The sequence below is a fragment of the Rhodococcus sp. BL-253-APC-6A1W genome, assembly GCF_012843405.1.
In the GTDB taxonomy this organism is placed as follows: domain Bacteria; phylum Actinomycetota; class Actinomycetes; order Mycobacteriales; family Mycobacteriaceae; genus Rhodococcus.
Genome location: NZ_JABAFB010000001.1, coordinates 116,339 through 143,054 on the forward strand (window position 1 = coordinate 116,339; position 26,716 = coordinate 143,054).

Annotated in this window: 20 protein-coding genes; 10 read left to right on the forward strand and 10 right to left on the reverse strand. The window is 67.0% G+C overall.

Translation table 11 applies throughout. The features are described from left to right. The first annotated feature begins 2 nt into the window (after positions 1–2). Complete coding sequence (locus tag HF877_RS00390) at positions 3–995, forward strand: alpha/beta hydrolase family protein (RefSeq protein ID WP_169618990.1); 993 nt, start codon at positions 3–5, stop codon at positions 993–995. Between the two features lie 103 nt (positions 996–1,098). Here the strand turns inward: HF877_RS00390 and HF877_RS00395 are convergent, their stop codons facing one another. Continuing rightward, positions 1,099–4,413 carry a heterodisulfide reductase-related iron-sulfur binding cluster gene (locus HF877_RS00395; protein ID WP_169618991.1) on the reverse strand — a complete coding sequence of 1,105 codons (3,315 nt, stop codon included), beginning with the start codon at positions 4,411–4,413 and terminating at the stop codon, positions 1,099–1,101. A gap of 423 nt (positions 4,414–4,836) precedes the next feature. On the opposite strand from HF877_RS00395, the gene HF877_RS00400 reads away from it, so the two are divergent. After that, on the forward strand, positions 4,837–5,532 hold the full coding sequence (locus HF877_RS00400; protein WP_169618993.1) for an ammonium transporter: 696 nt from the start codon (positions 4,837–4,839) through the stop codon (positions 5,530–5,532). Positions 5,533–5,558: 26 nt separating this feature from the next. Here HF877_RS00400 and HF877_RS00405 read toward each other — a convergent pair whose 3' ends face one another. The 4 genes from HF877_RS00405 to HF877_RS00420 form a co-directional block, all read right to left on the reverse strand. Beyond that, entirely contained in the window at positions 5,559–6,020 is a 462-nt protein-coding gene (locus HF877_RS00405; protein ID WP_169618995.1) for a hypothetical protein, read from the reverse strand. 206 nt (positions 6,021–6,226) lie between these two features. Next, the gene (locus HF877_RS00410; protein WP_169618997.1) at positions 6,227–7,525 is read right to left on the reverse strand and encodes a S1 family peptidase; all 1,299 of its coding nucleotides are present in this window, start codon (positions 7,523–7,525) and stop codon (positions 6,227–6,229) included. A 160-nt stretch (positions 7,526–7,685) separates the two neighbouring features. Further along, a complete protein-coding gene (locus HF877_RS00415) occupies positions 7,686–9,011 on the reverse strand; it encodes a S1 family peptidase (protein ID WP_169618999.1) in 1,326 nt (441 codons plus the stop codon). A gap of 137 nt (positions 9,012–9,148) precedes the next feature. After that, positions 9,149–10,693 (reverse strand): hypothetical protein, encoded by a 1,545-nt coding sequence (locus HF877_RS00420; RefSeq protein ID WP_206036412.1) that lies wholly within the window; start codon positions 10,691–10,693, stop codon positions 9,149–9,151. Between the two features lie 443 nt (positions 10,694–11,136). On the opposite strand from HF877_RS00420, the gene dnaK reads away from it, so the two are divergent. From dnaK to HF877_RS00440, 4 genes are read left to right on the forward strand one after another with little or no spacing between them, the layout of a single operon-like run. Continuing rightward, entirely contained in the window at positions 11,137–12,981 is a 1,845-nt protein-coding gene (gene dnaK / locus HF877_RS00425; RefSeq protein WP_169619001.1) for a molecular chaperone DnaK, read from the forward strand. After that, the gene (gene grpE / locus HF877_RS00430) at positions 12,978–13,649 is read left to right on the forward strand and encodes a nucleotide exchange factor GrpE (RefSeq protein ID WP_169619002.1); all 672 of its coding nucleotides are present in this window, start codon (positions 12,978–12,980) and stop codon (positions 13,647–13,649) included. Before dnaK ends, grpE begins: the two co-directional genes overlap by 4 nt. Before the next feature lie 31 nt (positions 13,650–13,680). Continuing rightward, a complete protein-coding gene (gene dnaJ / locus HF877_RS00435) occupies positions 13,681–14,853 on the forward strand; it encodes a molecular chaperone DnaJ (RefSeq protein ID WP_169619004.1) in 1,173 nt (390 codons plus the stop codon). Beyond that, entirely contained in the window at positions 14,853–15,260 is a 408-nt protein-coding gene (locus tag HF877_RS00440) for a helix-turn-helix domain-containing protein (RefSeq protein WP_169619006.1), read from the forward strand. Before dnaJ ends, HF877_RS00440 begins: the two co-directional genes overlap by 1 nt. 111 nt (positions 15,261–15,371) lie before the next feature. Here the strand turns inward: HF877_RS00440 and HF877_RS00445 are convergent, their stop codons facing one another. From HF877_RS00445 to HF877_RS00455, 3 genes are all read right to left on the reverse strand, one after another. Continuing rightward, entirely contained in the window at positions 15,372–15,830 is a 459-nt protein-coding gene (locus HF877_RS00445; RefSeq protein WP_169619008.1) for a hypothetical protein, read from the reverse strand. Between the two features lie 101 nt (positions 15,831–15,931). After that, the gene (locus HF877_RS00450; protein ID WP_169619010.1) at positions 15,932–16,921 is read right to left on the reverse strand and encodes an LLM class flavin-dependent oxidoreductase; all 990 of its coding nucleotides are present in this window, start codon (positions 16,919–16,921) and stop codon (positions 15,932–15,934) included. 91 nt (positions 16,922–17,012) lie between these two features. Continuing rightward, positions 17,013–17,507, reverse strand: coding sequence for a flavin reductase family protein (locus HF877_RS00455; protein WP_169619011.1), 495 nt, complete (start codon positions 17,505–17,507; stop codon positions 17,013–17,015). A gap of 273 nt (positions 17,508–17,780) precedes the next feature. Between HF877_RS00455 and HF877_RS00460 the strand changes: the two genes are divergently transcribed. Next, positions 17,781–19,490: a 3-ketosteroid-delta-1-dehydrogenase gene (locus HF877_RS00460; RefSeq protein WP_169619013.1), complete on the forward strand. Its 1,710-nt coding sequence runs from the start codon at positions 17,781–17,783 to the stop codon at positions 19,488–19,490. 45 nt (positions 19,491–19,535) lie between these two features. Here the strand turns inward: HF877_RS00460 and HF877_RS00465 are convergent, their stop codons facing one another. Further along, positions 19,536–20,327: an FAD-binding oxidoreductase gene (locus HF877_RS00465; RefSeq protein ID WP_169619014.1), complete on the reverse strand. Its 792-nt coding sequence runs from the start codon at positions 20,325–20,327 to the stop codon at positions 19,536–19,538. A gap of 196 nt (positions 20,328–20,523) precedes the next feature. Between HF877_RS00465 and HF877_RS00470 the strand changes: the two genes are divergently transcribed. Together HF877_RS00470 and HF877_RS00475 are read left to right on the forward strand one after the other, a co-directional pair. Beyond that, positions 20,524–22,077: an AMP-binding protein gene (locus tag HF877_RS00470; RefSeq protein WP_169619016.1), complete on the forward strand. Its 1,554-nt coding sequence runs from the start codon at positions 20,524–20,526 to the stop codon at positions 22,075–22,077. 61 nt (positions 22,078–22,138) lie between these two features. Beyond that, on the forward strand, positions 22,139–22,705 hold the full coding sequence (locus HF877_RS00475) for a hypothetical protein (protein WP_169619018.1): 567 nt from the start codon (positions 22,139–22,141) through the stop codon (positions 22,703–22,705). Positions 22,706–22,743: 38 nt separating this feature from the next. Here the strand turns inward: HF877_RS00475 and HF877_RS00480 are convergent, their stop codons facing one another. After that, the gene (locus tag HF877_RS00480; protein WP_169619575.1) at positions 22,744–23,904 is read right to left on the reverse strand and encodes an FAD-binding oxidoreductase; all 1,161 of its coding nucleotides are present in this window, start codon (positions 23,902–23,904) and stop codon (positions 22,744–22,746) included. 224 nt (positions 23,905–24,128) lie between these two features. Here HF877_RS00480 and clpB point away from each other — a divergent pair, with 224 nt between their 5' ends. Beyond that, on the forward strand, positions 24,129–26,684 hold the full coding sequence (gene clpB, locus HF877_RS00485) for an ATP-dependent chaperone ClpB (protein ID WP_169619020.1): 2,556 nt from the start codon (positions 24,129–24,131) through the stop codon (positions 26,682–26,684). The last annotated feature ends 32 nt before the right edge of the window (positions 26,685–26,716 follow it).

Here is a 26,716-nt window from a genome sequence, read left to right on the forward strand (position 1 = left end):
ACATGAACGTTCTGCGGCGAAGTAGCGCCTGCGTCATTGCGGCTTCGGCGCTCATCCTGGCGGGGGCACCCGCCACCGCCTTGCCCGGCGGGGAAGAGGTGCGGGTCGAGCAGGTCGAAGGAAACCGCTACGACATGCACGTCTACTCGGAGTCGATGGGCCGGGAGATCCCGTTCCAGCTGATCCGCCCGGCCGACACCAGCGTGCCGCGCCCGACGCTGTACCTGCTGAACGGGGCCGGCGGTGGCGAAGACGGCGCGAACTGGCTCAATCAGACGAAGATCCTCGACTTCCTCGCGGACAAGAACGTGAACGTCGTGATTCCCGCACAGGGCATGTTCACCTACTACACGGATTGGATGCGTGACGATCCGGTCGTGGGTATCGCGAAGTGGGAGACGTTTCTGACCCAGGAGCTTCCCCCGGCGGTCGACCGCGCACTCGGTACCACGGGTGTCAATGCAATCGCGGGACTGTCGATGGCAGGCACGTCGGTGCTCGACCTCGCGATCCAGGCGCCGGGACTGTACCGAGGAGTCGCCTCGTACAGCGGCTGTGCCCAAACCAGCGATCCTGTGGGCCAGGCGTATCTCCGGACCGTCGTCGAAGTGATGGGCGAGACCGACGCTCGCAACATGTGGGGTCCGTACGACGGCGACGAGTGGGCCCGGCACGACCCGACGGTCAACGCCGAAGGGCTGCGGGGGCTCTCTCTCTACATCTCGAACGGAAACGGGTTGCCCGGACCGCACGAGAACCCGGCACTGCCACGCACCCCTCAGGCACCGCCGCTGCACGAGCAGGTCGTGATCGGGGGGGTGATCGAGGCGGCAACGAACGTCTGTACCCAACGGCTGGCCGAGCGGCTGGAAGAACTCGATATCCCCGCCACCTTCCACTTCCGTGAGAACGGCACGCACTCATGGGGTTACTGGGAGGACGAACTCCACCGTTCGTGGCCGCAATTGGCGGCGTCACTCGAGCTTGGGAACTGACACGACGCGGGACGCCGAGACCGGCTGATCCCGCCCTCAACGAAAAAGCTCGCGGCCCTGGTGGTGTGTCCACCAGGGCCGCGAGCGTTTACTTCAGGGCTGCTTACCTGCGACCGGGGGGCTTGATGCCGCCCTTGATCTGCAGTCCGCCCGGCTTCGCCTTCGGCGGGGCCGGTGCGTCGGCAGCGGGTGCCTTCGGCGCTTCGGGCGTCGTCTCCGGCTCCGTAGCCGCCGACTCCGTTACCGGCTCGGTCGTCTCCGGCTCGGAGTCGACAGTCGGCTCGGGAGCAGATTCCGCAGCCGGCTCAGAGGTGGTCTCGGGTGCCGGCGCCGCTTTCTTCGCGCCCGGGCCCTTCAGTCCACTCTTGAGCTGCAATCCCCCCGGCTTCGCCTTCGGGATTGCCGTACCCTTCGGCTCCTCAGCTGGCGCAACCTTCGGCTCCTCGGCTGCAGGAGCCGCGGGCGTCTCGGGTGCGGGCGTTTCGGCTGAGGGGGCCTCCGGTGCAGCGTCTGCCTCGGGTGCGGCCGGTGCTGCTGCCTTCTTGGCTCCGGGAGCCTTGAGGCCGCCCTTCATCTGCAGTCCGCCGGGCTTCGCCTTGGGAGCCGCAGTGGCCTCAGTTGCCGGTGCGGCTGCTGCTGCCGGTGCGTCCGCGGCGGGAGCTGTCGGTGCAGCGTCTGCCTTGGGTGCGGCCGGTGCTGCTGCCTTCTTGGCTCCGGGTCCCTTGAGGCCGCCCTTCATCTGCAGTCCGCCGGGCTTGGCCTTCGGGATCGCGGGGGCATCCGCGGACGTTGTCTCGGCCGCGGGAGCATCTGCTGCCGGGGCGTCGGTCTTCGCGGTGGCTGCGGGAGCCGCTGCCTTCTTGGCTCCGGGTCCCTTGAGGCCGCCCTTCATCTGCAGTCCGCCCGGCTTGGCCTTCGGCGCTGCGGATGCTTCCGAAGCCGGTGCCTCGGCCGCCGGTGCCTCGGCCGCGGGGGCCGCTGCTGCGGGAGCCGCCGTCTTCTTGGCGCCCGGTCCCTTCAGACCGCCCTTCATCTGCAGACCGCCGGCCTTCGGAGCACCGGTGGTCTTAGGAGCCGCAGGTGCCGCGGCTGCCGCCTCGACCTCCTCGACGCGCTCTTTCTCGACCTCTTCGGCGGTCTCTTCGGCCTCGACCGCAGTCTTCGGCTGTTGGACGACCTTCAGGTTGTCGCTGAGCTTCGCGGCCTCGACGCGCGAGATGGACTCGAGCATGAGCTGCGCGACGTCGATGACCTCGACACCCTCGCCCTTGCCTTCTTCCTGCCGCGCGGTGACACCGTCGGTGAGCATGACGCGGCAGAAGGGGCAGCCCGTCGCGATCTTCGCCGGGTTCGTGCTGAGTGCCTCGTCGACGCGGTCGATGTTGATGCGCTTACCGATGCGCTCTTCCATCCACATGCGGGCACCACCGGCACCACAGCACATCGAGCGTTCGCCGTGACGCGGCATCTCGACGAGCTTTGCGCCCGAGGCTTCCATCAGCTCACGCGGTGCGTTGTACACCTTGTTGTGCCGGCCGAGGAAGCACGGATCGTGGTACGTGACGTCCTGGCTGACGGGCGCCACCTGCACGAGCTTCTTCGCACGGACCAGCCGGTTGAGCAGCTGCGTGTGGTGAACCACCTCGTAGGAGCCGCCGACCTGCGGGTACTCGTTGTTCAGAGTGTTGAAGCAGTGCGCACAGGTGACGACGATCTTGCGCTTGCTCTGCTCGACGCCGTCGAACACCCCGTTGAGGGTCTCGATGTTCTGCTGCGCCAACTGCTGGAACAGGAACTCGTTGCCCGCGCGACGAGCGGAGTCACCGCTGCAGGTCTCGTCGGCACCGAGCACCATGAACTTCACGCCGGCGGTCGCGAGCAACTCGGCGACAGCCTTCGTGGTCTTCTTCGCGCGGTCTTCGTAGGCACCGGCGCAACCGACCCAGAACAGGTAGTCGTAGCCCTCGAAGCTATCCGCATCCTGGCCGAAGACCGGGATGTCGAACTCCATCTCGTTGATCCAGTTGAGACGGTCCTTGGCGTTCTGGCCCCAGGGGTTGCCCTTGTTCTCGAGGTTCTTGAACAGACCCGCGAGTTCGGACGGGAAGTCCGACTCGATGAGTACCTGGTAGCGGCGCATGTCGATGATGTGGTCGACGTGCTCGATGTCCACGGGGCACTGCTCCACGCACGCACCACAGTTGGTGCAGCTCCACAGCGTTTCGGTGTCGATGATCGGCGCGAGTTCGCCCGCCTCGACCATCGCCTCGGTGTCACCGACGAGCTTGCGCTCCGCTTCCGTGCGTGCCCCCGCCGGAATCTTGGCGAGCGCAGCTTCGTCGGCGTTGCCCTCGGCGTCCACGAGCCCGACCTCGTCGCCGCCGATGTCCTTGCGGCCACCGGCCAGCAGGTACGGCGCCTTGGCGTTGCCGTGGTCGCGCAGCGACGTGATCAGAAGCTTCGGCGACAGCGGCTTACCGGTGTTCCAGGCGGGGCACTGCGATTGGCAGCGACCGCACTCGGTGCACGTGGTGAAGTCGAGCCAGCCCTTCCATGTGAAGTCCTCGATCCGTCCGGCACCGAAGGTGTCCTTGTCCGGGTCTGCTTCCTCCATGTCGATAGGCTTGCCACCCGACATCATCGGCTTCGCGGCACCGAGGGCGACGCCGCCGTCGTCTTCACGCTTGAAGTAGATGTTGAGGAAGGCCGAGAAGCGGTGCCATGCGACACCCCACGTGATGTTGCGGCCGACGATGTAGAGCCACACCATGCCGGACATCAGCTTGACGAATGCGAAGACCGAGACCAGTTCGGGGCTCTCGGGAAGGATCCGCGCGACCTGCATCGTGAAGAAGTCGGTGCTCATATGGCCACCGCCGTAGGTGGCGATCTTGCCGGCCTTCACCATGATCATGCCGAGACCCTCGAGGAGGACGACGGCCTCGACGAAGTAGGCGGCCTTGAAATTGGAGCCGCTGAAGCGCGACAACCGGCCGGGCTGACGCGGGTGATTGAGCTGGCGGATGGTGATCAGCGTCAGGATGCCGATCACCGTGCCGATGCCCAGAATCTCGTCGATGAAGTGGTAGACGGCCGTGTCGCCGATGATGGGCCAGTGGAAGTTCGGGTCGAACGTCTGGCCGTAGGCCTCGAACCAGACGATGGCACCGAGCAGGAAGCCGACCATGACCAGCCAGTGCGCCCAGCCGACGGTACGGAACTTGGTCATCTTCGTGTGCGCGATGAACTCGACGAGCATCTGCTTGAAGCGCGGGAAGAACGGCCGCCATCGGTCCGGGGCCGGTTGGCCGACCCGGATGGTCTTGACCATCGTCCACGCACCGCTGATGAACGCGAACCAACACACGAGGCTGAGCAGCACGCCGATCGTGCCCAACGTGATCGTCAGGGCATTCATACGTGGCCTTTCGTGTCGGGGCAGCACCGGGCCGCCTGGTATAAGCCACCGCATCGTAACGCAGGTTAAGTTACTGGCCGGTAACTTGGTGGAGAACAGGGACAGGTTACTAGCCGGTAACAACGTTCGTGCAGCGGGGATGTGTGTGCCCGGCCACGTTAGTGGTCAAACCTCCCACCTCTTCTAGCCAGGCTCCCCTAACTGCGCGTCATTCTGTCGCGGCAGCCTTCGGGGCAACCCCGACTCCGAGCGCGGTAGCGGCGAAACAACTCATATAACAAATGAGGTGTGACGTCGGTTATGATTCGCCCCGGACGTGGCATCCGGGCAGTGGGTTCATCGTCGGGGGGTCTGGATGTGCCACGCGAACAGGGAAAATGGGGGCGTCCCTCGGGCGTGCGCCATGTCACAGAACGGAATCACATGAAGCTCAAGAAGCTTGCCATCGTCGCGACGATGACAGCCGCCGCTATGGGGATCACGGCCGGCACTTCCTACGCAGCTCCGGCCGCCCCGTCGGCCGAAGACAAGATCAACTACGAGGTCCGGCCCGAGGGCGACTCGGTCGTGACCGTGATCGACGCGGGCTCGTTCGCCATCTCCGGTGACGGCACGCAGGTCGAACTGCAGGACAACGACGGAAACGCCGTCATCAGCCTGCCTCTCGCCGTCCAGCTGGGCGATCTCCAGCTTCCGTTCGAGCGTGAAATCAGCGAAGACGGCAAGACGCTGACCCTCACGCCGGTCATCGACCCGGCGAAGGCGACGCCGGTCGAGCCCGAAGACAAGGTCGCGATGGGGATCACGCCTGTCGGCCTGAAGCTGTCGGACGTTGCGTCGCCCGACGAGAACCTCAAGGCCCAGCAGAATTTCGTGTCGCAGCTGGGCATGGCGACCGCGATCGGCACCGTCACAGGCGCCATCATCGGGTGTGTTGTCGGAGCCATCCCCGGGAGCATCATTCCGGGTGCAGGCACCATCCTCGGGTGCGCGGGCGGCGCAGGCGTCGGCGGCACCATCGGAGCCTTCGTCGCAGGCGGTCCGACAGCAGTCTTCGCCGGTATCGGAGTCGTCGAGACGCTTCTGGCGGCTCCCGGCACTAGCCAGTGGGCGAAGTAGCACTCTGCACGCAGGCAACGGCCCCGTCACCGAGAGGTGACGGGGCCGCTGTCTTTCCGTGTCCGGAGTTGCGGGCGAGGGATCAGGTTCGACAACTGAGCGAGGCTGGTGACGAGTACTGCCAGGAACGCGGCAGGCCAGAAGAAACCCAGCAGATTGGTCGATGTCGGCGTCGACGAGAAGACGAGCGCGAAAAACCCCACGGCCGCAAGAACGAAAAGTGCGCCCGTTGTCAGCCAGGCAACACGCTGCCTCGGCATGAACACGGGAATCAGACACACGGCCACCGGCAGCGCAAGAACAGGCACGACCGCATTCCCGAAATAACTCCGGATCGAAGCATCGCAGGCCTCGCGATTGGGGACTTCCCGCGAAAACACGCCTATCTCGCAATCCACGATCTGCAACATCGGGCTGGTCGCTGCCCCGATTCCGAGCAACACGGCCACGACGGCCGAGAAGATCCAGCCCACACGCATCACGATCATCAAGAGATCATGGAGCATGGGAACCGTCGACGCGCGCCCCGGCCGATCGTTGCAGCGGCGACGAGGTCGTCACCGAGGGCTTCACCCCACTGGCGGGACGGTCGGTTGAAGGTGACCACCGGAAAGGCCCGTAGCGTGCCGCAGAGGAAAGAAAGAGAGGCCCTCCTTCCGAACCGGAAGGAGGGCCTCTTCTCGAGAGCGAGTGTTTACCAGGTGCGGACCTTCAGGCCCGGGTTCTCGGCCAGAACTGCGTTGATCGGTGTCGCGAACAACTCGGGCGTCTCGCCCAGCAGGCTGCTGACGAATCCGGCCACCTCGCACAGGCCGTACTGGCCCACGTTCGAGGCGCTGGAGATGCCGAGTGCCAGGGTGCCCGTGACGAGCGTTCCGCCGCTGTCACCCTGCAGTGCGCACAGGTTCGTGGAGAAACCGTTGCTGAGCACGCGCTCGCCGATCGCGACGTTCTGCTGCGCCGACGTCACGACACCGCAGCTGTAGCCGGTCCGCAGGCCCGACTTGCACACGGGCGTTCCGACGATCGGATCGGCGGTGCCGGTGATCGGCAGGGGTGCGGCGTTGGGAACACGCACGCCGTTGTTCTCGAACCTTCCTGCGGCATCGGCTGCCGGCCGGATGATGCCGTAGTCGTTGTTGTCGAGGCTGGTCTTCTCGAACGTTCCGAGACGCTGGCCGAGCGTGTCGCCCAGAAGCTGGTACACCTCGGACGCCCATCGCGTTCCGGCCTGTGAACGGTTCGGATCGCAATGACCGGCCGTGATGTTGACGGGGCTGCCCGAACCGTCCTCGGCGTTGAACCCGAGGGAGCAGCGAAGGCCTGCGCCGGCACCGAGCGCCGCGTAGGCGTCTCCGCCGAGCAGGGCGTCGGGCGCCGCGATGCCCGCGGTGAACTCGAACTCCGGAGTGGACTCCGGCGTCAACTCGGTCGGCGCGAAGAGAACACGAACGCCGTCGAGGAACGGCGGCAGTTCGAGTCCGGCGACGTTCTCGGCGCGCACCACGAGGTCGTTGTTCACCACGTCGATCGCAATGCCGCGAATGACGTCGGCGATCGCGGGCGGCTGAGTGTCGAGCCAGTCGTTGAGCTCGTTCAACCGGGCTTCGAGGGCGTTCTCGCTGTTCTCCGTCTTCTCGACGACGAAACCGGAGTCCTCGGCGGCCGTGCGGGCCTCGTCGAACTGCTCACCGTCGGCGAGGCCGACGATGGGCGTGCCCTGCTCGTCGAGCCAGACACCGGCGAACACGCTCTCGAACTGCTCGCGCGCCTTGTCGGCGAAGCGGGCCAGTTCCTGGCTGCGCTCTGCGTCGTTGAGGAAACGGTCGGGACTGATCTGGAGGTCTCGCTGCAACGCTTCCACCAGTTCGGCCGGCAGTGCGGTCGTCGGGGCCGGCGCAGGCTCGGCCTGAGCGACGGTGGCTGCGGTGCCGAGGAGCAACACGGCGGCTGAGCCGATGACGGCTGCCTGACGTGCGAAGGAGCGGCGCATGAAAACCTTTCTCGTTGTCCCTCCGCGGCTCGAGCGCGCAAAGGTAGCTGACCCGTGAGGACCGGCATTGGTCGATCCTAAGGGGTAACAGGTGTGACTCACAGCGGGTTGTGAGTGACCGGTGTGTCGGGTGTTGCTCCTGTGAACAGCCCCGGTGAGGCTACGCAGCGTTGATCGTGCGCACCGTGCTGCCGGTGGCGTTCTCGATGTCGCGGATGGAAATACCCAGGCTGGAGGTGCCTCCGTTGGGCGCGAGGACGAGGTTCGCTTCGACGCAGTTCGGTGCGCCCGCGCTGTTGGAGCCGCTGATCACGCCCAGAGCGAGCGTGCCCGTGACGATGGATCCGCCGCTGTCGCCGGACAAGGTGCAGGCCGTCGTGGCGAAGCCCCGGATGGTGCTGGAGAACCCGGAGTTGTACACGAGCTGGGTCTCGACACGCTCGGCGGCGACGACACCGCAGGTGAACGAGGAGGACTGCCCCGACTTGCAGACGGGCGCGCCGACGACCGGAACTGCGGTGCCGGTGATGGTCAGCGTGGAGCCGTTGCCACCGCGCACGACCGGGCGGTTCAGACCCGCGGCGACGCCGGCCTCGTCGAGGGAGATGACCCCGTAGTCGAGCGTGCTGTCCGTGCCCACCGTGGACTGGGTGAACGTGCCGATCTTGGTGCTGGCGTCGATGTCTTCCCGGTTGGGCAGGTAGACCGTGGAGCCACCCTGCTCACGGGCGACGGCGTCGCAGTGGCCGGCGGTGAGGTTGACCGGGTCGCCGTTCGCGTCGACACCGCTGAATCCGAACGAGCAGATACCGATCCGCTCGAGCGGCGTGGTCCGCACGTCGCCGTCGGCGGTGAGGTAGGTGTCGCCTCCGAGCGGAGCCGGATCGTTGGGGGGAAGGCCGGGGCTCAGCTGTACCTGCACGTTCGCGATGAGCGACGGGAGATTCAGGGCGCGTCCGACCGGCGAGTTCACGATGTCGACCACGAGCTGGTTGTTGAGGACGTCGATGGACGTCGAATTCACCTGGGACGACACCTCGCGCGGAAGTGCCGAGACCCACCGGTTCAGCTCCGCGAGGGCCTGCTCGAGGCCGTCGGCGGACAGGGGGGCGACCGTGGCCCGGTAGCCGTCCTTCTGTGCCTTCTCTGCCGCATCCCGATTGGTCACCGCGACGACGGGCTGTCCGTCTTCGCCGAGCCATGCACCCGCGTAGTCGTCCGGGCTCTCGGCGCGGAACGAACGGGCGTAGTCGCCCAGCGCCTGCGCGCGGGCGGCGCGATCGAGGTATTCCTCCGGTGAGATGCCCAGATCCCGGGTGATCGCATCCACCAGTTCGGCGGGCAGATCGGGAACCGGGAGTTGCTCTGCCGGGCTCGCGTGGGCGGCGGTGGTCAGCGGTCCCACCAGCAACACGGCCGACGCCGCTGCGACGGCGACACGGCGGGCGGTGGAACGAGCGGCGCGCGACGCCGGCAAGAGACGCATGAGGGCCCTTCTACATGGTGGATCAGCGGTCTGAACTGCAATTATGTCCACGAGCGCGGTACTTGCGGTACCGACCCGCGGGACAGCCTACGGCACAAACGTCAATGCAAAAAATGTGCCCTAGATCACGTACGGAATCAGCCGCCGGAAGAGCCGCTTTCCTCCGTGGTAGGAGTGGGCTCCACGGGCTCATCCGGCTCCGGATTAACGGTCGGTGTGGTCTCGGTGGGCGTCGAGGGCGACGTCGTCGACGGTGTCTCACCCGAGTCGTTGCCGCCTCCGCCTCCGCTCGACGGCGGATTACGGCGCGACCATCCCGTGCTCGTCGTCGTGTTGCTCGACGGCGCGCTCGACGACCCGGTATTCGACGACGAGGTCGCTGCGTCGCCGGTGGTGCTCGGATCGGTCCAGGCCGGTGCGCCGCCCGCCGGCGCGACCGCGGGAGCGACCGCCGCGGAGGTGTCGGACTCCGTGGACGACTCTGCCGTGGTTGTCGTCGGGGTACCGCCAGGCGGTTTCGTGGGGGACGGTGTCCGCGTGGTGTCGCCGAACGGCGCGACCGTCGTCTCCATTGGTGATGTATTGGCGGTCGCCGTCGAGGAGTCGCGCATCGTGAACACCCACGCGCCCACACCGACGAGCAGAGCGATCGCCGCTGCCGCAGCGCCGACGGTGAACAGTGAGGACCGGCGCTTGGTCTCGGACTCGTCTGCCGGTTCCGGCGCCGGCGAGCTGGCCCTGACCGTTCCGGTCGTTTCGGGAGGCGGAGTGGCCGTGATCTTGGCGATGACGGTGGTGGTCTCGGTGTCGAGTTCGCTGCGCTTGGGCCCGGTGAGACGCGCGACGGGCAGAATCTGGGTCGAGCCCAGCAGATCCACCGACCCCGCGGCGGCAGCGAGCGCCGCGCCGCGCACCATCGTCTGGTGCGGCTCGGGTGCGAGTGCGCTCCGCACTCCCAGGCCGGTCTTGAAGGACTGGGCAACCAGCTGGGCCGCGGTGGGATCGATGGCTTCGTCGACGGTGACGACGATGGCGTCGAGATTGCTGACGAGCCATCCGAACGCCCCGAGGGCGGCGGACAGCTGCGCTGTCACGGACGGCGCGTCCTCTTCGGCAAAGCGGAACGACTTACCTGCCGCGACACCGGAGCGGACCAGGGTGACCGTCGAGCCCAGCGGATCGATGTGGTGGACGGCGATGAGCCGGCCGGTCTGGTGGGCGACCTGCGACTCGTACCACGCGGCGGCTGCCTCGGCGTCCGAGATGAGCGACACGTACCGCAATCCCACGTAGTCGAGTGCGTTGCGCAGGACGGCGACGGTCGACGGCGGCCACTCGGTGGGATGGGTCGCGACCGCGGTGTACGGCTGGTCGCCGATGAGGCGGGCCGCGTCGGCGAGAAGGCATTCCATGGCCGTTGCCACGAGGTCTTCGGCGCGGGAGAGGGAGCCGTCGTTGGCGCGGACGCCGCCGGATCGGCCGATGCTGCTGACGAACTCGGTGAACGAACTGGTGGTTCCGTCGAAGAAGTCGTGGTCGCCGAGCGTCGCGGTGCCATCGGAGTGCAGGTGTACTGCTGTGCGCCGTTCGATGGGTGACGGGTCGGGTCGTCCGGGCGACGACGAGGTGACCGCAACCGACGACACGGAGTTGCCCACCCTCAGGCCTACGCCTACGGACATGCCGGAATTCCCCCAAATCTGGTCGGAGCTTGTGCAACGGGGACCGGCCGCGCCGGATCCGGGCGACGTGATGCTGCACAGTCTCCGCGGAAATGTACAGGCGTATGCGGACATAACGATAGGTGAATCTCGAAACCACCAGGTGGACCCGTCGGGCCGCCGCTTCAGGAGAGTATTCGGGCCCCGGCGGACGGAGCGCGGCGCCGACTTGGACTCCGTCGGACGAATGTGAAGACCATCACATCCGGGAACGATCCGGCCAGATCTTCGGTTGCATGTATCAGACAACTTGAGCTACCAAGGCTCAACTCCACTTGACTGAAGCGTCCGAAAGGGTGCAGTCTCGAGTTGGCGAAGCCAAGTTGAGTCGAACAGGCTCAGGTTGGGGAACTGAACGTTCCGCGGTGCGACTCGCGTCGCGGTGAAACATTTTGGAGGAAATCATGGCTCGTGCGGTCGGTATCGACCTCGGAACCACCAACTCGGTCGTTTCCGTTCTGGAGGGCGGCGAGCCCGTTGTGGTCGCCAACTCCGAAGGTTCACGCACCACCCCGTCCGTCGTCGCTTTCGCGAAGAACGGCGAGGTTCTGGTGGGTCAGCCTGCCAAGAACCAGGCGGTCACCAACGTCGACCGCACCATCCGTTCCGTCAAGCGGCACATCGGGTCCGACTGGAACGTCGACATCGACGGCAAGAAGTACACCCCCCAGGAGATCAGCGCCCGCACGCTGATGAAGCTCAAGCGAGACGCTGAGGCATACCTGGGCGAGGACATCACCGACGCCGTGATCACCGTTCCGGCCTACTTCAACGACGCGCAGCGTCAGGCGACGAAGGAAGCCGGCACCATCGCCGGCCTCAACGTCCTGCGCATCGTCAACGAGCCCACCGCTGCTGCCCTCGCATACGGCCTCGACAAGGGCAGCAAGGAACAGACCATCCTGGTCTTCGACCTCGGTGGCGGCACGTTCGACGTCTCGCTCCTCGAAATCGGTGACGGTGTCGTCGAGGTCCGCGCGACCTCCGGTGACAACCACCTCGGCGGCGACGACTGGGACGAACGCATCGTCAACTGGCTCGTCGACAAGTTCAAGGCACAGCACGGCGTCGACCTGACCAAGGACAAGATGGCCCTGCAGCGTCTGCGTGAGGCTGCGGAGAAGGCGAAGATCGAGCTGTCGAGCTCGCAGTCGACGTCGATCAACCTGCCCTACATCACGGTCGACGCGGACAAGAACCCGCTGTTCCTCGACGAGCAGCTCTCCCGCTCCGAGTTCCAGAAGATCACCGGCGACCTCCTCGAGCGCACCCGCGCTCCGTTCCAGCAGGTCGTCAAGGACGCAGGGATCTCGGTCGGCGACATCGACCACGTGGTCCTCGTCGGTGGCTCGACCCGTATGCCCGCCGTCACCGACCTCGTGCGCGAACTCACCGGTGGTCAGGAGCCCAACAAGGGCGTCAACCCCGACGAGGTCGTCGCCGTGGGTGCGGCACTGCAAGCCGGCGTCCTCAAGGGCGAGGTCAAGGACGTGCTGCTGCTCGACGTCACCCCGCTGTCCCTCGGTATCGAGACCAAGGGTGGCGTGATGACCAAGCTCATCGAGCGCAACACCACGATTCCGACGAAGCGTTCGGAGACCTTCACCACGGCCGACGACAACCAGCCGTCCGTGCAGATCCAGGTGTTCCAGGGTGAGCGTGAGATCGCGGCGCACAACAAGCTGCTCGGCTCGTTCGAGCTCGGCGGTATCGCCCCGGCTCCGCGCGGCGTCCCGCAGATTGAGGTCACCTTCGACATCGACGCCAACGGCATCGTGCACGTCACCGCCCGCGACAAGGGCACCGGCAAGGAGAACACGATCAAGATCCAGGAAGGCTCCGGCCTGTCCCAGGAGGAGATCGACCGGATGGTGAAGGACGCCGAGGCGCACGCCGAGGAAGACCGCGCCCGTCGCGAAGAGGCCGAGGTCCGCAACCAGGCCGAGTCGCTCGTGCACCAGACCGAGAAGTTCATCAAGGACAACGAGGACAAGGTGCCGGCCGACGTCAAGGAGAAGGTCGAGGCAGCCGTCAAGGATGCCAAGGACGCTCTGGCCGGTAGCGACATCGCCGCGGTGAAGTCCGCCGTCGAGAAGCTCGCGACCGAGTCGCAGGCTCTCGGCCAGGCCATCTACGAGTCGCAGGGCGGAGCCGACGGCGCAGCTGCCGGCGACGGTGCTGCGGCAGGCGCAGACGATGTCGTCGACGCCGAGGTCGTCGACGAGCCGACCGATTCGGAGAAGAAGTGACGTCGGGTAAGCCCGAGCAGGAACCGGTGACCGTCACCGACAAGCGTCGCATCGATCCCGAGACCTTCGAGGTACGGGACGCGGCCGAGTCGAGTGAGGGCACCGGTGCCCCTGCCGAGGGCACCGTAGAAAACGAGGGCACCGTGAACGAGGGCGTCGTCGAGAACGAGGACGGCGAGGAGGTCCGCGTCGAGGAGATCGTCTCCACCGAAGCGGAACTCGCGGAACGTACCGCGGATCTGCAGCGCGTCTCCGCGGAGTACACCAACTACCGTCGCCGGGCCGAACGCGAGAAGGCCGCCATCGGCGAGTCCGCGAAGGCCTCGGTGGTGGCGCAGTTCCTCGACGTCGTCGACGATCTGGATCGGGCCCGTGCCCACGGCGACCTCGAATCCGGACCGCTGAAGGCGGTGAGCGACAAGCTCACCCGCATTCTGACCGGACTCGGCCTCGTCGGCTTCGGCGACGAGGGCGACGTGTTCGATCCGGAACTGCACGAAGCGGTCCAGATGGAAGGCGACGGCAGCAACCCGGTGCTGGGCACGATCCTGCGCAAGGGTTACCGCGTCGGCGACCGGATTCTGCGGCATGCGATGGTGACTGTCACCGACGGCGATCCGGCGGACACGCCGGAGCAATCGCCGTCCGACAGCGCCGGCACAGAGTAAGAACAACAAGAGCGAGAGGAGGAGACGCCCGGTGAGCCAGCGGGAGTGGATCGAAAAGGACTTCTACAAGGACCTGGGCGTCTCGTCCGACGCTTCGCAAGAAGACATCAAGAAGGCCTACCGCAAGTTGGCTCGGGATCTGCATCCCGATGCCAACCCCGGCGATGCCGCGGCCGAGGAGCGGTTCAAGTCGGTCAGCGAGGCGAACGCCGTCCTGTCCGACCCGGCCAAGCGCAAGGAATACGACGAGACCCGCCGGATGTTCGCGTCCGGAGGTTTCGGCGGCGGCTTCCAGCCCAGCGGAGGCGGATTCTCCGGGGGCAGCACCACATTCGACCTCGGTGACCTCTTCGGGGGCGGCGGGGCCGGCGACGGTGGATTGGGCGACCTCTTCGGAGGGCTCTTCAACCGCGGTGCGACACCCGGGGGCGGTGCGAACCGGTCGCGGCCACGCCGCGGCGGCGACATCGAGACCGAGACGACCCTCGACTTCCGTGACGCCGTGCAAGGCGTCACCGTTCCGTTGCGTCTGACCAGTCCCGCGCCGTGCACCACCTGCCACGGCAGCGGCGCCGAGCCGGGCACCAGCCCGCGGGTGTGCCCGCAGTGCAACGGAAGCGGGATCGTCTCCCGCAACCAGGGCGCCTTCGGATTCTCCGAGCCGTGCGACGAATGCCGCGGTTCGGGCTCGATCATCGACAGCCCGTGCCGTGACTGCCGCGGCAGCGGCGTCCAGGAGCGCACCCGCACCATCACCGTGCGCGTACCTCCGGGCATCAAGGACGGTTCGCGCATCCGCCTCGCCGGGCAAGGCGAGGCCGGCCTGCGGGGTGCGCCGTCGGGCGACCTCTTCGTCGTCGTGCACGTCCGGCCCGACCGCGTGTTCGGCCGGGACGGCGACAACCTGACACTCGTATTGCCGGTCAGCTACGGAGAACTCGTGCTCGGCAGCACCGTGTCGGTTCCCACGCTCGACGGCCGGGTCGGTCTCAAGATCCCGGCGGGCACGGCCGACGGCCGGGTTCTGCGGGTGCGGGGCCGCGGCGTCCCCAAGCGCGGGGGCGGTGCGGGAGATCTGCTCGTGACCGTCAAGGTCGCCATCCCGCAGAAGCTCGACGAACAGGCGACGGAAGCGCTGCGCGATTATCTTCGTGCCGAAGAGGCCGGCGGATTCGACCCGCGTGAAGGATGGGCAGGTGCGTGATGAGCGATACGGGAACTCCCCGGAATCTCCCGCCGGATCCCGATGCGCGTGTCTATGTCATCTCGGTCGCCGCAGAACTCGCCGGGATGCACGCCCAGACACTGCGTAACTACGACCGGCTGGGACTGGTTACCCCGCACCGCACCAGCGGTGGCGGACGGCGTTATTCGCCGCGCGACGTCGAACTGCTCCGTGAGGTGCAGCGGCTTTCCCAGGACGAAGGTGTCAACCTCGCCGGGATCAAACGGATCATCGAGTTGACCAACCACGTCGAGGCACTGCAGCAGCGGGTCGCGGAACTGTCCACCGAGGTCGCGCAGTTGCGCTCCGCACGGCGTGATCTGGTGCCCGTGCCGCGCACCAACGCGCTGGTCGTGTGGAAGCCGAGGCACGCGCGCGAATCCTGACGCACAACAGTACAAACCCCCACGTCCGACAGGGCGCGGGGGTTTCGCTTTTCAGTTTCGCTTTTCAGGGGCGTGCGCCGCCCGGTAGCAGCGGTGTCGGGAACCGCGGTGTCAGGAACTGCCCCGACCGATCGTGTACGTAACGTTCATGAACGGAAAGCCGGCATCGACCTGCGCGGCAGCGGTGTACGCATGCCTGTTGGCGCCGTCGATCCGCGTGCCGTCGGCATTGGCGATCCCCGTGCCGTGGTTACTGGCCATGAGCACGGCGGTGGCCTCGCCCGGCATCGTGTAGGTGACCTGCATGCCGAATCCGCGTCGATCGGCACTTCCCGCAGTCACGACTTCCGTTGTGTGCGCGGGGACGATGGTCGCCGGTTCGTTCACCCACTGCCCGTAGGGAATGGTCGCCGCGCCGAGCACCATGGGCGCGTCGGTGTCGTTGGTGACCGTCAGCGTGATGGTCGGCGCGTCTGCGGGAAGGGTCTCGCTGCTCGCCGCTGCGGGAGCAGTGAGGGTGGCCGCCGCAGTCAGGGCGACGGCGGCACATACGCGGGTGCGGTACTTCATGGTGCTCCTGCGGTCGACGAGTCGAGGCCGCCGGTTCGGGACGGCCGGCAAAGTGTACCCACGAGTACGGAGCAAGGGTAAGAGCCGTCCGGGACCTGCTGTCAGGCCGGGACGAGATCGCTGACCTGGGCGACGAGTTCCAGCGACCGCAACCACGCGTCGCGTCCGGGAGCCGACGACACGACGATCAGTTCGTCGGCCTGCGCGCGCTCGGTAAAGCGGTCGAGGTAGTCGCGCACCTCGGCCGGGGTGCCCACCGCGGTGTTCTTCAGCATCGTGAGGACCTGGTAGCCGGCGGGGGAGTCGAGGAGCAGATCGATCTCCTCCTCGGTGAACGTGCGCCCTCGCCCGACCATCTGCACGACGCGTGAACGCTTGGTGGCTTCGAACATCGCTGCCGCTTCGTCGGCGGTATCCGCGGCAATGACACCTACACCGGCGATGACGTACGGCTCCGGGTGCTGCTCGGACGGCTGGTACTCGCGGCGGTACAGCGTGACTGCCTCCTCGAGAGCCTGCGGCGCGAAATGCGACGCGAACGCGTAGGGAAGACCCAGCAGGGCAGCAAGTTTCGCGCCGAAGAGCGACGACCCCAGAATGTACAGCGGCACATCGGTGCCCTTACCCGGAACCGCGTCGACGCCCGGGATGCGCGAGACACCCTTCAGATACCCCTGGAGTTCGAGGACGTCCTGGGGGAAGCTGTCGGCCGACGACGGGTCGCGTCGCAGCGCCCGCATCGTCTTCTGGTCGCTACCCGGTGCCCGGCCCAGCCCCAGATCGATGCGGCCGGGATGCAGCGTCGCGAGCGTGCCGAACTGCTCGGCGATCGTGAGCGGCGAATGATTCGGGAGCATGATGCCGCCGGCGCCGAGCCGGATCGACGACGTGTGCGCCGCGACGTGCGCGATCAGCACGCTCGTCGCAGACGACGCGATGGTCGGCATGTTGTGGTGCTCGGCGTACCAGATCCGGCGGTAACCCCACCGTTCGGCGAGCTGTGCCATCTTCACGCTGGCGTCGAAACTGTCGCGAGCGGTTTCACCCTCGCCGATATGGGCCAAATCGAGGATGGAGAGAGGAACAGTCACCGAGAATCCTTCGTCCGGGGCCCGCCACCGGCAGCTGGGCACACCCTGGGTGCAACCCGGGGTAGCCGCCCGCTATTCCGGGAGGCGGCCGTCACAGCCGGTCGAAGTGCCCATAGGTGCCGCGGTAGAACAGCAACGGGCCGTTGGACGGCAGCGCTGTCAGGCCGGTGACGCGTGCCACCACGATCGTATGGTCGCCGGCGTCGTGCTCCGTTTCCACGGTCGCCTCCACGCGGGCGAGCGCGCCGTCGAGGGCAGGGGCACCGTTGTCGCCGGGCACCCAGTCGACGCCGCGGAACTTGTTGCCACCGCTGACGGCGAACGCCGCGCACAACGTGCGCTGGCTCTCCGCGAGGACGTTGATGGCGAGAGTGCCGATCTCGCGGATGCGCGGCCACGTCGTGGACGTGCGAGCGGGGCAGAAGGAGACCAGCGGCGGGTCCAGCGACACCGAGGTGAACGACTGGCACGCGAAGCCGAGCGGCGCGTCGCCGTCGAGCGCGGTGATGACTGTGACTCCCGTGCAGAAGTTGCCCATCACGTTGCGCATCGTCCTCGGGTCGAGCACGGTGTGTTCCGCCGTCATCGATGTTCCTTTCCGTCCTGTTGCTCTCCAGTGTCCGTCATGTCGGGACGGCGGGTGTCCGGGGGAGTGCGGTGGTGTCCCCCCGGGACGCTAGCGGGGTCCTCGTCCATACGGCGACGGCTTCCCATCCAACGGGAGATCCACACAGTTCAACGATCTTCCCGCTGGACGGGACGCCGCCGATGCCCTCCGGGTACGTGCCCTAGCGTCGGCGGGGGCCTACCGTGTGCTGCCGATCACTATCGTCTCGTCCCCGAATGAAGGAGCATTTCCATGGCGTCGACTCCCGTTCCGCCTGTGACCCCTGCCCATGACACCGAGGTCGACCTGCTCGTCATCGGTTCGGGTACGGGCATGGCGGCTGCACTCGCCGCGCACGAACTCGGCTTGTCGGCGTTGATCGTGGAGAAATCTCCTCATGTCGGTGGATCGACCGCCCGTTCCGGCGGTGCGTTCTGGGTTCCGGCCAATCCGATTCTGACCGAGGCGGGGTCGGGTGACACCGTCGAGCGCGGTCACACCTACGTCCGGTCCGTGGTGGACGGCACGGCACCGGCCGAGCGCGGCGAGGCCTTCGTCGACAACGGTGTGGCGACGGTCGACATGCTCCGGCGCACGACGCCGATGAAGCTGTTCTGGGCGGAGGGCTATTCCGATTACCACCCCGAGTTGCCCGGTGGCTCCGCAGTGGGACGCAGTTGTGAATGCAAGCCGCTCGACCTGTCGGTGCTCGGTGAGGAACGTGGACGGCTGCGCCCGGGCCTGATGGAAGCGGGACTGCCCATGCCCACGACGGGCGCAGACTACAAGTGGATGAACCTCATGCTGCGCGTGCCGCACAAGGGCTTTCCGCGCATCTTCAAGCGACTGGCGCAGGGCGTCGCCGGGCTCGCCGTCAAACGGGAATACGTCGCCGGTGGTCAGGCGATCGCTGCGGGACTGTTCGCGGGTGTGCTGAAAGCCGGTGTGCCGGTCTGGACCGACACCTCGCTCGTGCGTCTGGTCACCGACGGCGACCGGGTCACCGGTGCCGTCCTCGAGCAGAACGGCCGGGAGGTGACGGTGACCGCGCGACGCGGAGTCGTGCTCGCCGCGGGCGGCTTCGACCACGACATGGCGATGCGCCGCAAGTTCCAGTCCGAGCGTCTGCTCGACCACGAGAGCCTCGGCGCGGAGAGCAACACGGGCGACGCGATCAAGGCGGCCCAGGAGGTCGGTGCCGGTCTCGATCTGATGGATCAGGCCTGGTGGTTCCCCGCTGTCGCACCGACCCGTCCGGGCAAGCCGCCGATGGTCATGCTCGCCGAGCGGTCGCTGCCGGGTTCGTTCATCGTCGATCAGACCGGACGCCGCTTCACCAACGAGTCGTCGGACTACATGTCGTTCGGGCAACTGGTGCTGGCGCGCGAACACGCCGGCGACCCGGTCGAGTCGATGTGGATCGTCTTCGACCAGAAGTACCGCAACAGCTACGTGTTCGCAGCCGGCGTCTTCCCGCGCCAGCCGCTCCCGGAGTCCTGGTACGAGGCGGGCATCGCCCACCGTGCCTCGACCGCCGAAGAACTCGCGGCGTCGATGGGAGTGCCCGTGGACACCTTCTCCGAGACCTTCGGCGCGTTCAACGAGGATGCCGCAGCCGGAACGGATTCCGAGTTCGGCCGTGGCGGCAGCGCCTACGACCGGTACTACGGTGATCCCACGGTCCGGCCCAACCCGAACATGCGGCCGCTGACGCACGGTCCGTTCTACGCCGTGAAGATGACCCTGAGCGATCTCGGCACGTGCGGTGGCGTGCGGGCCGACGAGCGGGCGCGGGTGCTCCGCGAGGACGGCAGCGTCATCGGCGGGCTCTACGCGGTCGGCAACACCGCGGCCAACGCGTTCGGGCACCGCTACCCCGGCGCCGGCGCGACCATCGGCCAGGGACTGGTGTTCGGATACATCGCTGCTCGCGACGCAGCGGGAACAGCCGCCGCGAAGTAGAGCGCGGTCGAGCCCTGAGTCCCCGGCGGCGCGGCCGCCGGGGACTCAGTACGAGTCGTAGCGGATGTTCTCGAGCGGAGTACCCGTCTCGAGCAGTCGCTGCACGGTGGAGCGCACCATCGCTGCGGAGCCACAGACCAGCACCTGGTGATCGCCGAACGCCCCGTACGACGTGACGATGTCGCCGAGCGTGCCTTCGAGGAACTCGTCGGGGTCGATGCCGAAATCGCCGACGTGCGAGACGATCCGGTCGTAGAACGGATCCTGAATCGCGGGGTCGTACAGCGACTCGGTCACCGGCACGATCGTCAGCCAGGGCAGTGCTTCCCCGAGCAGGGCCAGCATGTCCGCCGCGTAGAGGTCGCGGGGCGTGCGGGCACCGACGAAGAGGAAGGTGCGGGGCGGCTGTGGCCGCCGCGCGACGTCGAGGAGCAACGCGCGCAGCGGGGCCAGGCCGGTACCGCCGGCGATCATCACCACAATGCGTCCGGTGTCGTCGACGTGGAGGTCACCTCCGCGGGGGTTGCCGACGGTCCACACGTCCCCGGGACTGGTCGACTCGACGATCGTTTTGCTGACCCATCCGCCCGGCACGGTGCGGACGTGGAATTCGAGCTTGCCGTCCATCGACGGGGGGAGTGCGGGCGACAGGCGGCGCGGCAGGTTCGGACGCTGCGGCACGGTCACGTCGACGTACTGGCCGGCGCGGAACGGAACGATGTCGCTGTTGCATTCGAGCCGCACGACGGCCAGATCGGTTCGCAGGCGGTGGTGCTCGACCACGGTCGCGGAGACCGCGATGTCGGTGTCGGTCGATGACGGCGTAGCCGACTGCATACGTGACCCCCGGGTGGTGTGGCGCGGTGTTGCACAGACTCTAGGCGAGGAACACACACCCCGACAGAGTGGAACGTGTTTCAGTTTTGCCGGTGCAGCGGTTATCGTGGCGGGAACCGGGTGACGCCGACCACATCGGGAGCCCGTACCGCGGGCCGTCACACCCCCGGACCACGACACCGACCGGAAGGACGACATGATCGAGGAGTACGCGGACCTGCACCGGCCCGTCTTCACCCCGGACCTGCTCATCACGGCGCTCGACCGCAGCGCGGACCGTCCGGCGCTGTACCTCGGCGACGTCGTCCTCACCGGCGCCGAGATGCGTGGTGCCATCAGCAGGTTCCAGCAGGCCCTCGGGTCCGTGGGAATCGGCCAGGGGTCATCTGTCGCGATGCTGTCGAAGAACCGGCCGGAAGTCCTCATCTCGATGGGTGCGACGATGGTCGCCGGATGCCGCAACAGTGCGCTCAATCCGATGGGTTCGCTCGCCGATCACCTGTACATCACTTCCGATGCCGAGATCGAGACCCTCATCTTCGATCCGGATCACTTCGAGGAGCGGGCCGCCGAGCTGCACGCCCAGATCCCGACCTTGAAGAATCTGTTCTCCCTCGGTCCGTCGGCTGTGGGCACGGACATCCTCGCGCTCGCCGATCAGTTCACCGAGCAACGCCTCGTGGCTGCTCCGGTGTCGGCCGAGGACACGTCGTCGATGGTCTACACCGGGGGAACCACCGGAAAGCCGAAGGGCGTGATGGGGTCGTTCCGGTCCGGCGCGGCGCTCAACCAGATCCAGATGGCGGAGTGGCAGTGGCCCGACCAGCCGCGCTTTCTGATCTGCACCCCGCTGTCCCACGCCGGCGCCGCGTTCTTCGTGCCGACGCTGCTGCGCGGCGGCTGCCTCTACGTGCTGCCGTACTTCGAACCCGGCCTCGTCCTCGAGACCATCGAGAAGCACCGCATCAACGCCACGATGCTCGTACCCACGATGATCTATCTGCTGCTCGACCACCCCGACTTCGACGCGCGCGACCTGTCGAGCCTCGACACGCTCTTCTACGGCGCGTCGGCGATGTCACCCGCCCGGCTCCAGGAAGGGATCGAGCGCCTCGGGCAGGTGTTCTTCCAGTTCTACGGGCAGTCCGAGTGCGGCATGACGATCTCGGTGCTGCGCAAAGAGGAACACCTCGCCGACGATCCGGAACGACTCGCCTCGTGCGGACGTCCGGTGCCGTGGCTCGACGTACGCCTGCTCGACGACGACCTGCGCGAAGTGCCACAAGGGGAACTCGGCGAGATCTGCGTGCGCGGCCCGCTCGTCATGAAGGGGTACTGGAAGAAGCCCGACGAGACGGCAGAAGCGCTGCGCGGTGGGTGGCTGCACACGGGCGATGTCGCGCGTGCCGACAAGCACGGCTTCCTCACCATCGTCGACCGCAAGAAGGACATGATCGTCACCGGCGGCTTCAACGTGTTCCCCCGGGAGATCGAGGACGCGATCTCGTCCCACCCCGCCGTCGCCTCGGTGGCGGTCGTCGGTGTGCCCGACCAGAAGTGGGGTGAGGCGGTCAAAGCATGCGTCGTGCTGCGTGACGGTCGGAGCGTGACCGCGGAAGAACTGATCGAGAAGGTCCGTGCGGCCAAGGGATCCGTGCACGCTCCCAAGTCCGTGGACTTCCTCGATTCGCTGCCGCTCACGCCCCTCGGCAAGCTCGACAAGAAGACGCTCCGCGCGTCGTACCGCTAGATCTGCCGGCGCCGGAACGGCCGGCTTCCCTGCTCGATCGCTGCCTGACATACTCCGTCGCATGGCAAACGGGGGACCCCAGCGGGTCGAGGTGCGATTGGCCGTCGAGTATCCGGGGACAGGGACGGTGAATACGCGGGGTAGCGGGGCGATGAGGCCGGTCGAGCCGGTGCCGCCGATCTGTGCCCGCCACGGCGAACCCGAGGTCGACCGCGTGCGTGTCACCGTCTCGTCGGATGCGGTGCGCCCCCAGGAGAAGTCCGGTCGTATCGGCTCGGCCCTCGAAGCCGCGTACACCGTGCAGGTCGCTGCCGTGGAGTGGCCCACGTGCGCGCGGTGCGTCGCCGTCCGCGTGCGCTGGCAGATCGCCGCCGCCGCAACCTGTACGGTCCTCGGGATCGTCTTTCTGGCGTTGGTGTTCGCGCTCGTGCAGGGCGCGCCGAAGGTGTACGGGTTCGCGCTGCTCAGCGTGTTCGGGCTGTCGTTCCTGCCCATCTATGTAGCACTGCGCGTCATCGAACCGCGCCGGGCGGCTCTCGGTGTGACTATCGCGGACTGCGGTTCGGAACTCGTGGTGTCGCAGGCGCATCCGGAGTTCGCCCGCGCTGTCGCCGCGCAACGCGCCTGACGCAGTGCATCCAGACGCAGCGGTGACAGACTCGGTGGTTACAGCGGATCGAAGCTGATGTTCTGGCGGGGTGTGCCCGCCGCGGACAGCGCGTAGATGGTGGTCCGGATCATCGACGGTGAGCCGGAGATCTGAATCTGGCGGTCGGCCCACGATCCGAACTGCCCGACGACCTTACCGAGCTTGCCGTACATCGTGCTGTGGAGACCCTTGGGCGTTTCCCGTACCGGAACCGGGTGCCACCAAGGGTTCTCCCTCTCCTCCACGACGGGAACCACCGTGAGCCACGGGTTGGTCATCGCGATCTGCCACAGCGTCTCGAGGTCGTAGAGGTCGCACGGGTACTTGCCGCCGTAGAACAGGTGCACCCGCGGATTGGTGCCGCGCATCGCCATCTCCATGATCTGCGCGCGGAGCGGTGCCAGGCCGGTGCCCGACGCGATCATGAGCACGTCCTGGCCGCTGTCGCGATCGACGCGCAAGCCACCGAGCGGCGGTCCGATCAGCCAGCGGTCACCGACGCGCACCTCGTTGACGAGCGCGGGGCTGACCCAGCCGGAGGAGACGCGCCGCACGTGGAATTCGACCTGTCCGTGCGGGTTCGGCGGAATGGCGGCCGACAGGTAGCGCCACATGTGGGGCCGCTGGGGGATCTGCACGCTCATGTACTGCCCGGCGTAATGCGGGATCGGTGTGTCGGTCTCGAGGCGGATGATCGCCACGTCGGGAAGGACCCGCTCGTGGCCGACGACCGTCGCGCCCCAGACCGCGGGCAGATCGTCGGTGGCCGCAGCGACGGCCATCGTTTCCACGAGCCGGCCGATCACCTCTGCCCAGGTCCGTTCCAGAGTGGCGGTCCACAGGATGATCGGCGTGCACTCACGGATCGCGAAGAGCAGTGCGTAGCCCGCCGAGCGGAAGTGTTCCGGCTTGACGCCGTACTTCCGGTGGTCGCGTGCGAGCTGTCCGAGGAAGGCTTCGACGGCGCCGAAGTCGGTCAGGCGGTTGACGACCCATCCGATCGCGGTCGTGAACCGATGCCGCATGCTCTCCATGCCCGCCGGGAACAGTTCGCGAATGCCGGTCGATTCGGACCAGAGGGTGGTGTAGAACGCCGACGCGAACCGTTCGGGGCCGGTGGGGGTCGCCGCGATCGACGCGAAGCTCAATTGCACTCGCGCGATGGCGAAAGTCTCCAACGCCATCCTCCCACGTGCTGCGCCTGCTGGACGCCGCCACTGTAGTCGGTCACGGGGCGGTCGGCTACACCGTGCGCCCCGATCTGTGGCTATGGTGTGAATCACAGCCGCAAGAAACTTGAGCGGAACAAACTCAATCTTGTATCCGTTGTGCATAGCGAACCTCGTGGACACCGGTCCGCAGGTATAGGAATCAGCAGTTTTCGAAGTGAAAGGGGCGTGCGGTGGATTCGTTCAACCCGACGACCAAGACTCAGGCCGCATTGACGGCCGCTCTCCAGGCGGCGTCCACCGCGGGCAACCCGGACATCCGGCCGGCACACCTTCTGGTGGCCCTGCTCGACCAGCCCGACGGCATCGCCGCTCCGCTCCTCGAAGCGGTGGGCGTGAACCCCGCCGCAGTGCGGAGCGAAGCCGAACGGCTCGTCGGTGCACTACCGCAGACCACCGGGGCGACCACCACACCCCAGCTCGGTCGCGAAGCGATCGCAGCGCTCTCCGCGGCGCAGAAGCTCGCGACCGAGCTCACCGACGAATTCGTCTCCACGGAGCACGTTCTCGTCGGTCTCGCCAGTGGTGACTCCGACGTCGCCAAGCTTCTCGTTGGTCAGGGCGCGACGCCCACGGCCCTGCGGGATGCCTTCACAGCCGTGCGCGGAAACCGCCGGGTGACCAACGCGGACCCGGAAGCCACCTACCAGGCACTCGAGAAGTACTCGACCGACCTCACGGCACGTGCTCGCGAGGGAAAGCTCGACCCGGTCATCGGCCGCGACAACGAGATTCGCCGCGTGGTGCAGGTGCTCTCGCGCCGCACCAAGAACAACCCGGTGCTCATCGGTGAACCCGGCGTCGGCAAGACCGCGATCGTCGAAGGGCTCGCCCAGCGCGTCGTCGCGGGCGACGTGCCCGAATCGCTGCGCGGCAAGACCGTCGTCGCCCTGGACCTCGGCGCGATGGTGGCCGGCGCGAAGTACCGCGGCGAGTTCGAAGAGCGTCTCAAGGCCGTTCTCGACGAGATCAAGGACTCCGCCGGTGAGATCATCACCTTCATCGACGAACTGCACACCATCGTCGGTGCCGGTGCGACCGGTGAGTCCGCGATGGACGCGGGCAACATGATCAAGCCGATGCTCGCGCGTGGTGAACTCCGCCTCGTCGGTGCGACCACCCTCGAGGAGTACCGCAAGTACATCGAGAAGGACGCCGCCCTCGAGCGGCGCTTCCAGCAGGTCTTCGTGGGGGAGCCGAGCGTCGAAGACACCGTCGGCATCCTGCGTGGCCTCAAGGAGCGGTACGAAGTGCACCACGGTGTGCGCATCACCGACTCTGCTCTCGTTGCCGCGGCGACGCTCTCGGACCGGTACATCACCTCGCGGTTCCTTCCCGACAAGGCCATCGACCTCGTCGACGAGGCAGCGTCGCGCCTGCGCATGGAGATCGACTCGCGTCCCGAGGAGATCGACACGGTCGAACGGATCGTCCGTCGCCTCGAGATCGAGGAGATGGCGCTGGAGAAGGAAACCGACGCCGCCTCCAAGGACCGCCTCGAAAAGCTGCGCGCCGAACTCGCGGACGAACGGGAACGGCTGAACCAGCTCACCACGCGCTGGCAGAACGAGAAGACCGCGATCGACTCCGTACGCCAGGTCAAGGAGCAGCTCGAAGCGCTGCGCGGCGAGGAGGAACGGGCAGAGCGCGACGGCGACCTGGGCAAGGTTGCCGAACTGCGGTACGGCCGCATCCCCGAACTGGAGAAGCAGCTCGAGGCAGCCGCTGCCGCGTCGGGGACCGCAACCGGTGACGACGTGATGCTCAAGGAGGAAGTCGGGCCCGACGACGTCGCCGATGTCGTCGCCGCATGGACCGGTATCCCCGCCGGACGCATGCTCGAGGGCGAGACCGCGAAGCTCCTCCGGATGGAGGACGAACTCGGCAAGCGTGTCGTGGGACAGGACCGGGCGGTGCAGTCGGTATCCGATGCGGTGCGTCGTGCCCGCGCCGGTGTCTCCGACCCGAACCGTCCGACCGGATCGTTCCTGTTCCTCGGCCCGACCGGTGTCGGTAAGACCGAGCTGGCCAAGGCACTCGCCGATTTCCTGTTCGACGACGAGCGCGCCATGGTGCGCATCGACATGTCGGAGTACAGCGAGAAGCATTCGGTCGCGCGTCTGGTCGGTGCGCCTCCGGGGTACGTCGGCTACGAGTCGGGTGGCCAGCTCACCGAAGCCGTGCGCCGTCGCCCCTATTCGGTGGTGCTGTTCGACGAGGTCGAGAAGGCTCACCCGGACGTGTTCGACACGCTGCTCCAGGTGCTCGACGACGGTCGGCTCACCGACGGGCAGGGACGCACCGTCGACTTCCGCAACACGATCCTGATCCTCACGTCCAACCTGGGCGCCGGGGGCGACAAGGAACACGTGATGGCGGCGGTGCGGTCGGCGTTCAAGCCCGAATTCATCAACCGGCTCGACGACGTGGTCGTGTTCGATCCGCTCTCGGAGGAGCAGCTCGCGCAGATCGTCGACATCCAGCTCGCACAGCTGGCCGACCGGCTCCAGGCACGGCGGCTCACGCTCGACGTCAAATCCAGCGCGCGGCTGTGGCTGGCGGTGCGCGGATACGACCCGCAGTACGGTGCCCGTCCGCTGCGCCGGCTCATCCAGCAGGCGATCGGCGACCAGCTCGCCAAGAAACTGCTGGCCGGAGAGATCCGGGACGGCGACACGGTCCCGGTGGGCGTCAGCGAGGACGGCGACCACCTCGTGATCGGTAGCTGACCCACCCGCGTGCGCGTTTCCGGTAGCACTCG